The 13,571-nt window shown below is 66.7% G+C and carries 2 protein-coding genes; both read right to left on the bottom strand.

The genetic code is table 11. The annotated features are described in order from the left end of the window. Positions 1 to 372 precede the first annotated feature (372 nt). A complete protein-coding gene (locus OG410_RS06225; RefSeq protein WP_329298202.1) occupies positions 373 to 1,119 on the bottom strand; it encodes an aspartyl/asparaginyl beta-hydroxylase domain-containing protein in 747 nt (248 codons plus the stop codon). 189 nt (positions 1,120 to 1,308) lie between these two features. Next, entirely contained in the window at positions 1,309 to 13,467 is a 12,159-nt protein-coding gene (locus OG410_RS06220; protein ID WP_329298201.1) for a non-ribosomal peptide synthetase, read from the bottom strand. Between the last annotated feature and the right edge of the window lie 104 nt (positions 13,468 to 13,571).

Genomic DNA, 13,571 nt, shown 5'->3' with positions numbered 1-13,571 from the left:
AGGTGCTGGGATCGGCGGGAGTGCCGTCGTGGCATTCCAGGCAACTACCGAGACAGAGCAGGGGCACTGGCGGAATGCACTTGTCTCGCCGGTGCCGTATTCCGGTGCAGGACCGATGGAGAAGCCCACCAGGCCGTCAGCTTCCAGCCCTGACCATGCCAATCGGAACAAACTAGTACTTTTCTTCCGATCTCAGCTCTGAGGCGCGTCTGATGATGGCTTGATCATGGGTGGCGGGTGGACCGAGTGACTACGCTGACCGCTTTCACGCTTCGGAGGTTCGGTTGGTACGGCAGCCCCCCGCCACCGCGTAGCGAAAAGGGCCGCCCGATCCGCGACCGGGCAGCCCTCAACAATATCTTCGGCAGCCTTCTAGCCCATCAGCTTGCGGATCTCGGTGATGAGACCGACGAGGGCCTCACGCTCGGGGACAGTCGTTTCCGGGTGCCACAGGTCCACGAGGAGACAAGTGCGCGGCCTGGTGCCGTTGTTCCACGCCTCGTGCAAGAAGGAGTAGTCGAACAGCAGACACTCGCCCTCCTGCCAGCGCCGAGTTTCGTCGGCGACCGTGATGCCACACCCCTCGGGGATGTCGACCGCAAGGTGCAGATTGATGCTGAAGTTCCACAGGTCGCAGTGAGGGGCGATCGAGGCACCGGGAAGCAGCGTCGAGAAGTGGCTCTCCAGGAGGGGGCAGAGCTTGCCCTGCTCGATGACCTCGCGGGTGAGGATGGTGTACGCGGTGGGCACCAGAGCGGCCGAGGACTCGACCGGCCCGCCGTCGCGGAAGAGGTACAGCGCCTGCCAGTTCTCCTGGCGGCTCAGATAGTGCTCATAGTCGGAGAAGGCGCTCTTGCGATCGGACCACGCGTCCGCGAGCTCCAGTTTGATGGCGCCGTGTCCGGCTTCGAAGGCGCGGACAACGGGTTCGATCTCGGGGTGCTCGTAGGGATCGTGCCAGGGCGTCTGGGATATCCCGGGCATGATCCACTTGGCGTCCTTCTGCAGCGGATGGCGCTCCTGCCGCTTGGCGTACACCATCTCCTCGACGCGCGTGATGGAGCCGGCTCCGTGCCGGTCCTTCACGTCCTGGAAGATCTGATCTATTTCGGGTGTCATGTCTCCCTCTTTCTGGCCACGCATGCCTGCTCGGCGTGCTCGTGCAGGGTGAGAAGGTGTGTGGGCGGCGAAGTCCGGATCGCGGTGCGGAGGCCGGGTGCTCCAGAAGACGGCGGAAGCACCGATGCCGTGCTCCACGCCGACTCGTCCGTCACCATGACAGGTGGATCCGCAACCACCCTTGAATACCTACCGTCCGCCCGCCCGGGCGATGCCCTGCCATATTTCGGTTAGCGAGTCCGGGCGAGCCATTTCCGCATGACTGCAGGCGATGCGCGCGACTTCGAGTCGGCCTGATATGTGTGCGTTCCATACCGTCGCAGCGCACACGTCAGTGGGCCTTCCATGGTCCGCCTCATAGAATCGGACATCCCCATCGAATTCTCCGGGAATGTGCTCCATCATGATCCGGTGATTATTTCTGTATATCGCAGCAATTTCCGCGAGATGCTGCTCGGCGAGTTCGGTGAACAGGCTGCGGTCCCGGCGCAGTGCCGCCAGGATCCCTGTCATGGTGAGTGGCTCCTCGCCGTTCTCGGCCTGCACTCCAAAGAATTCGGCAAGTCCCGCAGCTACTTCCTCCTCTGTGATCGGGAGCGGCGTCGCGGTCTCGTGCGCAGGGTAGGAGTCCAGCAATGCGAGGATCTCTACCTGCTCGCCTTGTGCCCGTAGCTGGACGGACATCTCATGGGCGACGACACCACCGAAGGACCAGCCCATCAGGTGGTACGGACCCGATTCCTGTACAGCACGAATCTGCCGGACGTAGTCAGCCGCCATCTCCTGTATCGAATCCGGGAGCGCGTCCTTGCCGTCCAGGCCTCGCGCTTGGAGGGCATAGACAGAGTGTTCCGGGGAGGCGATTCCAGCCAATGGTGAATAGCACCAGCCGATACCACTCACGGGGTGGACGCAGAAGATTGCCGAGCCGCCTCCGTTGTCCTTAATGGGCAGGAGTACGTCGAACGCTTCCCCGACCGAAGATCGGCCCAGCTGTTCAGCGAGAGTGGCAACGGTGGGCGCGGCAAAGAGAGCTCGAATGGCGAGCTCGTCGCCAAGGACATCCCGGATGCGACTGATCAGCTGAACTGCAAGCAGGGAGTGGCCGCCCAGCTCGAAGAAGTTGTCGTCGATGCCGACCGCGGGCACGCCGAGGACCTCGGCGAACAGTCCGCAGAGGATCTCCTCCCGCGGGGTCCGCGGACCGCGCCCGGCCAGGTTCCCTTCGTACACGGGTGCCGGCAGAGCCCGCCGGTCCAGCTTCCCGTTGGTGGTCAGCGGGAGCCGGTCGAGGACCACGAACGCGGAGGGGACCATGTACTCCGGCAGCAGACCGGCCGCGTGCGCACGCAGGGCCTCGGTGTCCACCCCGTCGTTCCCGGTCTCGGCGACGACGTAACCCACCAGGCGCTTGTCGCCCGGCTGGTCCTCACGGGCTATGACCGCGACCTGCGCCAGCCCCGGGAAGCGGCCCAGTACGGCTTCGATCTCGCCGAGTTCGATGCGGAAGCCGCGGATCTTCACCTGGTCGTCGACCCGGCCCACGAACTCCAGCAGCCCCTCGCCGGACCAGCGCGTCAGGTCACCGGTGCGGTACATCCGGCTCCCGGCCGGGCCGAAGGGATCGGCCACGAACCGCTCCGCCGTCAGATCCGGACGCCCGAAATAGCCCCGGGCCAACCCCGCACCCGCGATGTACAGCTCCCCGGCCACTCCTGCCGGAACCGGCTGCAGATCGCCATCCAGGATGTAGGTCTGCGTGTTGTGCAGCGGGCGGCCGATCGAAGGCGCCTCCGTGATGGGAGCATCCGTGGACCAGACAGTGGCGTACACCGTCGCCTCGGTCGGACCGTAGATGTTGTATACGCGGCCGGCCTGGAGTTCGTCCTTGACCTCGGCGGCGGCTTGGGCGGTCAGGGCCTCGCCGCAGAACACCACGGTTTCCGCAGTGGTGCGTACGCCGCTCTGGGAAACGATCCGGGCAAGCGCGGACGGAACTCCACTTACCAGGACCGCCGAACGGTTGTCACCGTTCCGAGTGCCCAGGGCCAGCAGATCACGAAGCACCTCGATGCGACCGCCGGTCAGCAGCGGGCCGAACATCTCGAACACGGAGACGTCGAAGTTCAGTGACGTCGTGAACAGGACGTGAGCCAGAGACCGTTCACCGAACTCGGCGCGAGCCCACGCGACCAGGTTGGCCACGTTGGCATGGGTGACGACAACACCCTTGGGGCGGCCGGTGGAGCCCGAGGTGTAGATGATGTAGGCCGGGTGCAGCGGTTGCAGGACGCTGATCCGGTCGCGGTCGGTCGGATCGGTGGCAGGCCGGCCTTCCAGGGCGGCGACAACCTCGGGAGCGTCCAGGATCAGGCGCGGAGTCCGGGAGCCGTCCGGGAGCATGCGCGCGGTCTCCTCGACAGTGAGGACAAGCGCTGGATCGGCATTCTGCAGCAGGTAGGCGATCCGGTCCGCCGGGTACGCGGGGTCGACGGGCATATAGGCAGCTCCCGCCTTGAGTACGGCGAGCAGCGCCACCAGCGTCTGCGCGGTACGCGGCAGAGCGAGAGCGACGAACTGCTCGGGGCCGACCCCGTGCGCGATCAGATGGTGGGCCAGGCGGTTGGCCCGCTCATTCAGCTCGCCGTAGGTCAGATCGGTGTCCGAGGCAAGGACCGCCGGGCGCTCGGGTGTCAGGGCAACCTGCGACTGGAAGAGCGTGGGAAGCGTCGCGTCGGTCAGCTCGGCCCGGGTGCCGTTCCACTCCCCCAGGACCTGCCGTTGCTCCCGCGCGGAAAGAATCTCGATCCGGCCGACGGGCCGGTCAGGATCCGCGACCACTGCTTGCAGCACTCGCACCATCCGGGCCACGAGAGTTTCGACGTTCTCCTGGTCGAAAAGGTCCGTGCTGTAATGCAGCAGGCCGCCGATTCCGGCCGGACGGCTGTCTGTCTCGTACCGCTCGGTGAAGTTGAAGCCGAGGTCGAACCTGCTGAACTCGAACGGAACCAACTCCTGGGCAACCGTCAGGCCAGGCAGGTTCAGCGCACTGCCGCTGGTGGCGTCCACGCCGAAGATGACCTGGAACAGGGGGTGGCGGGCCAGTGACCGCTGAGGGTTGACCGCCTCGACCAGTCGTTCGAACGGTACGTCCTGGTGGGAGTAGGCGGCCAGGTCGGTCTCGCGGGTCCGGGCGAGCAGTTCCCGGAACGTCGGGTTCCCTGAGGTGTCGTTCCGCAGGACCAGGGTGTTGACGAAGAAGCCGACGAGGTCGTCGAGTGCTTCGTCGGTGCGTCCCGCGACCGGGGTTCCCAGCGGGATGTCGGATCCCGCGCCCAGTCGGCTCAGCAGGGTGGCGAGAGCGGCCTGGAGCACCATGAACAGCGTGGTGTTCGTCTCCTGGGCCAGGCCGATCAGCGCACGGTGCAGCTCGACGTCGATCCTGATCGGGACGGTGTCACCACGGTAGCCGGCCACCTTCGGCCGAGGACGATCGAAAGGCAGCTCGAGCTGGTCGGGAATTCCGTCCAAGGCGGTTTTCCAGAAGCCCAGTTGCCTGCTCACCAGGGAGCTGGGGTCTTCCTCCGCGCCGAGGAGTTCGTGCAGCCACAGGGTGTAGTCGGCGTACTGCACCGGGAGCGCGGACCACGCCGGTGCCTGGCCCTGGAGCCGGGCGCGGAAGGCGGTCTCCACGTCACGTCCGAGTGGCCCCATCGAGGTGCCGTCGCTCGCGATGTGATGCACGAGGAGCAGCAGGACGTGCTCGTCGGGGCCAACGGTGAACAGCGTCGTCCGGAGCGGGAGCTCGGCGGCCAAGTCGAATACGTACTGTCCCGCGTCGAGCAGCGCTGGGTGCAACTCACCTGCGGAGCAGGTGACTTGGTGCAGCTTGACGTCGACGGCGTCCGTTCCCAGCACTACTTGGGCCGAGCCTTCGTCGATCTCCTGGAAGACCGTCCGCAGGCTCTCGTGCCGTACCACCACATCGTTCAATGCCTGTTCGAGGACATCCGCGTCCAGGTCTCCGGTGATCCGGAACGCCACCGGAACGTTGTACGTGGCATTCGCACCCTCCAGCTTGTTCAGGAACCACAGCCGGTTCTGCGCCGGCGACAGCGGAATCCGTGCCGGACGCTCCATCGCGGTCAACGCGGTCCTGGCTGAATCCGCTTCCGTGATCTGGGCGGTGAGGGTGGCGATGGTGGGGGTTTCGAAGAGGGCGGTTACTGGGAGTTCGACGTTCAGGGTGGTTCGTATGTGGCTGACCAGGCGGGTGGCGAGGAGGGAGTGTCCGCCGAGTGCGAAGAAGTTGTCGTCGATGCCGACTGTGGGCACGCCCAGGACGTCGGCGAACAGTGCGCACAGGGTTTCCTCTTGTGGGGTGCGCGGTCCGCGTCCTGTTCCGGCTGTGGGCAGGTCGGGGGCGGGCAGGGCGCGGTGGTCGATCTTGCCGTTGGTGGTCAGCGGGAGCCGGTCGAGGACCATGAACGCGGAGGGGACCATGTACTCCGGCAGCAGGCCGGCCGCGTGTGCACGCAGGGTCTCGGCGTCCACCCCGTGGTGGCCCGGCTCGGCGACCACATAACCCACCAGGCGTTTGTCGCCCGGCTGGTCCTCGCGGGCTGTGACCGCGACCTGGGAGAGCCCGGGGTAGCGGCCCAGTACGGCTTCGATCTCGCCGAGTTCGATGCGGAAGCCGCGGATCTTGACCTGGTCGTCGGCCCGGCCGACGAACTCCAGGAGGCCTTGGCCGGACCAGCGGGCCAGGTCGCCGGTGCGGTACATGCGGCTGCCGGCCGGGCCGAAGGGATCGGCCACGAACCGCTCCGCCGTCAGGTCCGCACGCCCGAAGTAGCCCCGGGCCAACCCCGCACCCGCCAGATACAGTTCCCCGCTCACTCCTGCCGGGGCCAGTGTCAGATTCTCGTCGAGGATGTAGGCGCGCATGCCGTCCAGCGGGCGTCCGACCGGTATCGGTGCGGGCACCTCGTCGGCCGTGGTCCAGGGGGCCTGGGTGGCGAACAGGGTGGTCTCGGTGGGGCCGTAGGCGCAGCGCACGACGGTGTCGGGGCAGTGTTCCAGTACCCGGCGTACTGCGGTCGGGGAGATCAGGTCACCGCCGGTGATCACCTCGCGCACACCCGCGAAGCAGTCCGGGTCCTCCTCGGCCATCACCCGGAACAGACCCGCGGTGATGTCCAGGCCGGTGATCTCCTCCTCGACGATCAGCCGGGCCAGTTCGGCGACTCCCAGTTCGCCTTCCGGGGTGATGACGGTGCGCCCGCCGTGCAGCAGCGGTACCCAGAAGGCGTAGGTCGAGGGGTCGAAGGCGTACGAGGCCAGCAGCAGCACCCGTTCGTGTGCGCCCGTCCCGAACATGCCGTCCACGACCAGGTCGAGGATGTCGCGGTGGGTGACCGCCACCCCCTTGGGACGCCCCGTCGAACCCGACGTGTACATCACGTACGCGAGCTGCTCGGGCCGGCACTCCACACCCGGATCACCGACCGGCAGCCCCGCCAGCTCCTCATCCTCGTCCACCACCACGTGCACAGGAGCAGCAGGCACGCCACGGCCACGCATCGCCCGGTCGGCCAGCAGCACCGGCGCGGACGTCTCGTCCACGATCCACTGCATCCGCTCCAGCGGATAACCACTGTGCAACGGCAGATAGAACGCCCCGGCCTTGAGCACCGCGAGCAGCGCCACCACCAGATCAACCGAACGCTCCATCAGCACCGCAACCGGCGCCTCCGGACCCACCCCCAGACCCACCAGCCGGTGCGCCAGCTGATTCGCACGCTCGTCCAACTCCCGGTACGTCAGCTCCCGTCCAGCACACCGCACCGCCACCGCACCCGGGGACCGCAGCGCCTGAGCCGCAAAAGCCGCCGGCACCGAACCAGCCCCGAGCCCCTCACCAGACTCCGCCCCAGCCCACGACTCCAACAACCGCACGCGCTCGTGCGTCTCGATCACGTCGATTTGACTGATCGTCTGTGCCGGATCAGCGACAACGGATTCCAGGACGCGTACGAGGCGGGTAAACAGACGCTCTATGGTCTCCCGGTCAAATAGATCTGCGGCGTACGTGACATACGCCCGCACAGGCCCAGGAAGACCTTGATCGGTGTATTTCATGAGGAAGTTCAGCGACATGTCGAATTTCGATGTCTGCTGTTCCCTCACGATCTCCTGGACTGTCAGGCCGGGCAGATCCAGGGCGTTACCATCGCCCGTCTGAAGATTGAGCAAGACCTGGAACAGTGGGTGACGGGCCAGTGAGCGCTGGGGGTTGACCGCCTCGACCAGCCGCTCGAACGGCACGTCCTGGTGGGAGTACGCGGCCAGGTCGGTCTCCCGGACCTGCTCCAGCAATTCCAGAAACGTCGGATTCCCCGATGTGTCTGTCCGCAGGACCAGGGTGTTGAGGAAGAAGCCGACGAGGTCGTCCAGTGCTTCGTCGACGCGTCCTGCGACCGGGGTTCCGATCGGGATGTCCGTCCCCGCACCCGTCTTCGTCAGCGCCACCGCCAGTGCTGCCTGTGCCACCATGAACGTGGTGGCGCCCGTCGAATGTGCCAGATCGGCAATCCCGCGGTGCACTTCGGCGTCCAGCTCGAAGAAGACCGAGTCGCCGCGGTAGCTGGCCGCCTTCGGCCGGGGGCGGTCGAAGGGCAGCTCGAGCTGGTCCGGGATTCCTTCCAACGCCTTTGTCCAGAAGGTCAGCTGTTCACTCACCAGGGAGTCGGGGTCTTCTTCCGCGCCGAGGAGCTCACGCTGCCACAACGTGTAGTCCGCGTACTGCACCGGCAACGCCGGCCACGACGGCTCGAGCCCCTGGAGCCGGGCCCGGAACGCGATCTCCAGATCACGCCCCAGCGGCCCCATCGAGGCACCATCACTTGCGATGTGGTGCATGAGCAGCAGCAGTACCTGCTCATCGGGATCGACGGTGAACAACGTTGCCCGCAGCGGAAACTCGGCCGACAGGTCAAACACATACTGACCAGCCTCCCGCAGCACCGCGTCCAACTCGTCCGCACCACAGTTGACCCGATGCAGCTTCACGCCGGCGGCATCCTTGTCCAGGACCACCTGGACCGGGCTCCCGTCCACCTCCTGGAACACCGTCCGCAGGCTCTCGTGCCGTGCAACCACATCGCTCAAAGCCTGCTCGAGCGCATCGGCGTTCAGCTCCCCGACGACCCGGAACGCCACCGGAACGTTGTAGGAGGTACTCGTCTCTTCGAGCTTGTCGAGGAACCACAGCCGGTTCTGTGCCGGTGACAGCGGGATCCGTTCCGGGCGGGCCATCGCGGTCAACGCGGGCCTGGCGACCTCTGCTTCCGCGACCCGGTCGGCGAGGGTGGCGACCGTGGGGGCCTCGAACAGGGTCCGCACCGCCAGCTCGGCTCCCAGGACCGAACGTATGCGGCTGGCCAGGCGGGTGGCGAGGAGGGAGTGGCCGCCGAGTTCGAAGAAGTTGTCGTCGATGCCGACCGCGGACACGCCCAGGATCTCGGCGAACAGCCCGCACAGGATCTCCTCCTGCGGAGTCCGCGGACCCCGACCGCCCACCTCCGTTTCATACACGGGCGCAGGAAGAGTCCGCCGGTCCAGCTTGCCGTTCGTCGTCAACGGCAAACGGTCCAGCACCACGAACGCCGAAGGAACCATGAACTCCGGCAACAGCCCACCCACATGAGCACGCAAGGCGTCCGCGTCCGCCACCTCGCTCCCGGCTTCAGCGACCACATAGGCCACCAGACGCTTGTCACCCGGCCGCTCTTCCCGCACCACGACCGCAACCTCCGCCAGGCCCGGAAAACGACCCAGCACCGACTCGATCCCACCCAGCTCAACCCGCAGCCCGCGGATCTTCACCTGGTCATCGACCCGGCCCACAAACTCCAACTGGCCATCCCCCCGCCACCGCACCACATCACCACTGCGGTACACCCGTGCCTGAGGATCGTCCGAGAACGGGTGCTTGATGAACCGCTCCTCGGTGAGCTCCGGGCGATTCCAGTAGCCCCGGGCCAGTCCAGGGCCGCCGACCCACAGTTCGCCAGGAACTCCCGGGGGCACCAGAACACCGTTTTCGTCCATGACAAACACCTCCGTGTTTGCCACCGGCCGGCCGATGGGGATCTGCCCGTTCCGGGGGGTGTTCCGGTCCACCCGGTAGCACGTGGTGAAGACCGTCGCCTCGCTGGGCCCGTACCCATGGATGAGACGCTCGGGTGCCCATGGCCCGTCCACCAGCGCGTCCACCACCGGCCGGTCGATCGCTTCACCGCCGTAGAAGACGGACGTGACTCCGGCGAGGAGGTCGGGGCAGTCCTGCAGGTGCTGGCGCAGGAGAGGGGCCGTCAGCCACATCATGGTCACCTTGCAGCGACGTAGAGCGGCCTTGAGCGTGGCAGCGTCGAGGAGAACCTCCTTGTCCATCACTGCCATGGCAGCTCCGGACGTCAGCGCGGGCCAGCATTCGAAAGTGAAGGCGTCCCAGGAGAAGCTGGAGGGCTGGGCCACGACGTCGCCGGGCCCGAGGCCGGCGAACAGGTCGCTGTCGACTATCCGGCAGAGCGAGCGGTGCTCGATCATGACGCCCTTGGGGGTGCCGGTGGAGCCGGAGGTGAAGATCACGTGGGCCAGGCCCTCGGGGCCGACCGGCACACCAGGGTCCGTGTCCGGCCGGGTGGCGATCTCGTGCCAGTCCTGGTCTATCAGCAGTCGCTCGGCGGATGTGTCCCCCAGCCGATCCTGGAGGCGGGCATGGGTGATGACCAGCGGAGCATTGACGTCCGTCACCATGAACTCCAGCTGATGCACCGGGAATTCATGGTTGAGCGGCACATAGACAGCGCCTGCCTTCAGTACGCCCAGGACGGCGACGACCGCGTCGAAGCCCCGTTCGACACAGATCGGAACCAATTGCTCCGGGCGCACCCCCCGGGAGATCAGGTGGTGGGCGAGCTGGTTCGCCCGTGCGTCGAGCTCGCTGTAGGTCAGCTCTTCCGCGCCGCAGAGCACCGCCGGCGCGTCCGGCGTTCGGGCCGCCTGCTCCCGGACCATCTGGTGCAGGGTGGTGTTGTCGGCGTAGGGCACCGCCGTGTCGTTGCACTCGATGACGAGCTGTCGATGTTCCTCCGGGGAGAGGAGGTCGATGCGGCTCAGAGAGAGATCCGGGTCTGCCGCGACCGCGGCGAGCAGTCTCTTGAAACAAGCCGAGATCCGTTGTGCGGTGTCCGCGGTGAACAGATCGAGGGCATACCCCAACCGTCCGCTGATCCCGTCGGGGACGCCGTCCCCCGCGTGCTGCTCGAAGAGTTCAAGGGTGAGATCGAACTTGGCGACCTCGGTGTCACCCAGACTCACGTCCGCGGTCAGGTCTGGAAGGTCCAAGCAGACGGACGTGTTGTTCTGCATGGCCAGCAGTACCTGGAAGAGGGGGTGCTGGGCAGTGGAGCGCACCGGGTTGAGCTCGTTGACCAAGAGCTCGAAGGGGACATCCTGGTGACCGAAAGCCTCCAGGGACACCTCTCGTACCCGAGCCAGCAATTGCTGGAAGGAGGGATCGCCGGTGGTGTCGGTCCGGATCACCAAGGTGTTCACGAAGAATCCGACCAGGTCGCCCATTGCCTCATCAGTCCGGTTGGCAACGGGGGTACCCACCGGAATGTCGTTCCCCGCGCCCAGCCGGGAGAGCAGCGCGGCGAAGGCGGCCTGCACCACCATGAACAAACTGGCCTGATGGGTACGGCTCAGACTGATCAGGCGTTGGTGCAGTCCTGCGTCCAGCTCGAAGGAGACGGTGTCGCCGCGGTAGTCGGCCACCTTCGGCCGGGGGCGGTCGAAAGGCAGCTCGAGCTGGTCCGGGATTCCTTCCAACGCCTGTGTCCAGAAGGCCAGCTGTTCACTCACCAGGGAGTCGGGGTTCTCTTTCCCGCCGAGGAGCTCACGCTGCCACAACGTGTAGTCCGCGTACTGCACCGGCAACGCCGACCACGACGGCGCCGCCCCTGCGCACCGTGCCGTATAGGCAAGGCTGATGTCGCGGGTCATCGGAGCCAGCGACCATCCGTCGGATGCGATGTGATGCGTCAGCAGGAACAGGACATGTTCGGTCTCCGACACGGAGAACAGACGGAACCGGACCGGCGGGTTCACCGCCAGATGGAAACGCTCGCCGGCAAGAGCCGAGATCTCCTTGGGCAAGGCAGCCTCGTCGGTCTCCACCACCTCGAAGTCTTCCATCGCCCGAATCGCCGGCAGGATCTGCTGGAACGGCACGCCCTGAGCATCCTCGGGAAAGACGGTACGCAGGCTCTCATGCCGGTCCACCACGTCCTCGAGTGCAGCCCGCAGCGCGGCCCGGTCCAGCTGCCCCGAAAGACGCACGACGAGGGGAAGGTTGTAGGTGGCATTCGTCTCTTCGAGCTTGTCGAGGAACCACAGCCGGTTCTGTGCCGGTGACAGCGGGATCCGTTCCGGGCGGGCCATTGCGGTCAACGCGGGCCTGGCCACCTCTGCTTCCGCGACCCGGTCGGCGAGGGTGGCGACCGTGGGGGCCTCGAACAGGGTCCGCACCGCCAGCTCGGCTCCCAGGACCGAACGTATGCGGCTGGCCAGGCGGGTGGCGAGGAGGGAGTGGCCGCCGAGTTCGAAGAAGTTGTCGTCGATGCCGACCGCGGACACGCCCAGAATCTCGGCGAACAGCCCGCAGAGGATCTCTTCCCGCGGGGTCCGCGGACCGCGCCCGGCTCCGGCCTTCGTCGGCATGTCCGGGGCTGGCAGAGCCCGCCGGTCCAGTTTGCCGTTGGTGGTCAGCGGGAGCCGGTCGAGGACCACGAACGCCGAGGGCACCATGTATTCCGGCAGCTGACCTGCCACCTGTGCGCGCAGGGTCTCGACATCCACCCCGTCGCCGTGGCCCGGCTCGGCGACCACGTAGCCCACCAGACGTTTGTCGCCCGGCTGGTCCTCACGAGCTATGACCGCGACCTGCGACACCCCCGGGACACGGCCCAATACCGCTTCGATCTCGCCGAGTTCGATGCGGAAGCCGCGGATCTTCACCTGGTCGTCGGCCCGGCCGACGAACTCCAGGACGCCCTCCCCGGAGCAGCGGGCCAGGTCGCCGGTGCGGTACATGCGGCTGCCGGCCGGGCCGAAGGGATCGGCCACGAACCGCTCGGCCGTCAGGTCCGCACGCCCGAAGTAGCCCCGGGCCAACCCCGCACCCGCCAGATACAGTTCGGCGGTGGCTCCTGCCGGGACCTGCGACAGCGTTTCATCGAGAACGTAGGCGCGCATATCGTCCAGCGGACGCCCGATCGGCAGCGGCGCCGGCAACTCGCTACCGCGCGTCCACGGATGCTGCGTTGCATACAACGTGGTCTCGGTGGGACCGTACGCGCTGCGCACGACGATATCCGGGCAGCGCTCCAGCACCCGCCGTACCGCGGTGGGGGAGACTACGTCACCACCCGTGATCACCTCACGCGCACCCGTGAAGCAGCCCGGATCCTCCTCCGCCATCACCTGGAACAGACCCGCGGAGACGTCCAGGGCGGTGATCTCCTCCTCAGCGATCAGCCGGGCCAGCGTCGCCACACTCAGGTCGCCTTCCGGCGTGATGACCGTCCGCCCGCCGTGCAGCAGCGGCACCCACAAGCCATAGATCGAGGGGTCGAAGGCGTACGGAATGACCATCAGGACCCGCTCGTGCGCGCCCGGCTCGAACATGCTGTCCACGACCAGGTCGAGGATGTCGCGGTGGGTGACCGCCACCCCCTTGGGACGCCCCGTCGAGCCCGACGTGTACATCACGTACGCGAGCTGCTCGGGCCGGCTCTCCACACCCGTCTCACCGGCCGGCAGCCCGGCCAGCTCCTCATCCTCGTCCACCACCACGTGCACAGGAGCAGCGGGCACGCCACGGCCACGCATCGCCCGGTCGGTCAGCAGTACCGGCGCGGACGTCTCGTCCACGATCCACTGCATCCGCTCCAGCGGATACCCGCTGTGCAACGGCAGATAGAACGCCCCGGCCTTCAACACGGCGAGCAGCGCCACCACCAGGTCCACCGAGCGTTCCATCAGCACCGCAACCGGCGCCTCCGGCCCCACCCCCAGACCCACCAGCCGGTGCGCCAGCTGATTCGCCTGCTCGTCCAACTCCCGGTACGTCAGCTCCCGTCCGGCACACCGCACCGCCACCGCACCCGGGGACCGCAGCGCCTGAACCGCAAAAGCCGCCGGCACCGATTCGCCGACCAACGCCGCGTGCGACTCGAACGACGCACCCTCAACAGAATCAACAACATCTGCAGCATGCATTGCCAATTACTCTCTTTCGGTGTTGAGATCGAACGAATTCGCAGCTACTCGGCAGTGCGGGACCCCGGCAGCACAGATCGGCGCGGAATGGGACACTACAAATG

The organism is Streptomyces sp. NBC_00659 (assembly GCF_036226925.1).
In the GTDB taxonomy this organism is placed as follows: Bacteria; Actinomycetota; Actinomycetes; order Streptomycetales; family Streptomycetaceae; genus Streptomyces.
Note: the sequence above shows the minus strand (reverse complement) of the source record. Positions and strands in the feature narration are given on the sequence as shown.

Bases quoted from the DNA above. Each gene is read 5' to 3' on its own strand.
- OG410_RS06225 (WP_329298202.1), bottom strand. From the start codon at position 1,119: ATGACACCCGAAATAGATCAGATCTTCCAGGACGTGAAGGACCGGCAC.
- OG410_RS06220 (WP_329298201.1), bottom strand. From the start codon at position 13,467: ATGCATGCTGCAGATGTTGTTGATTCTGTTGAGGGTGCGTCGTTCGAG.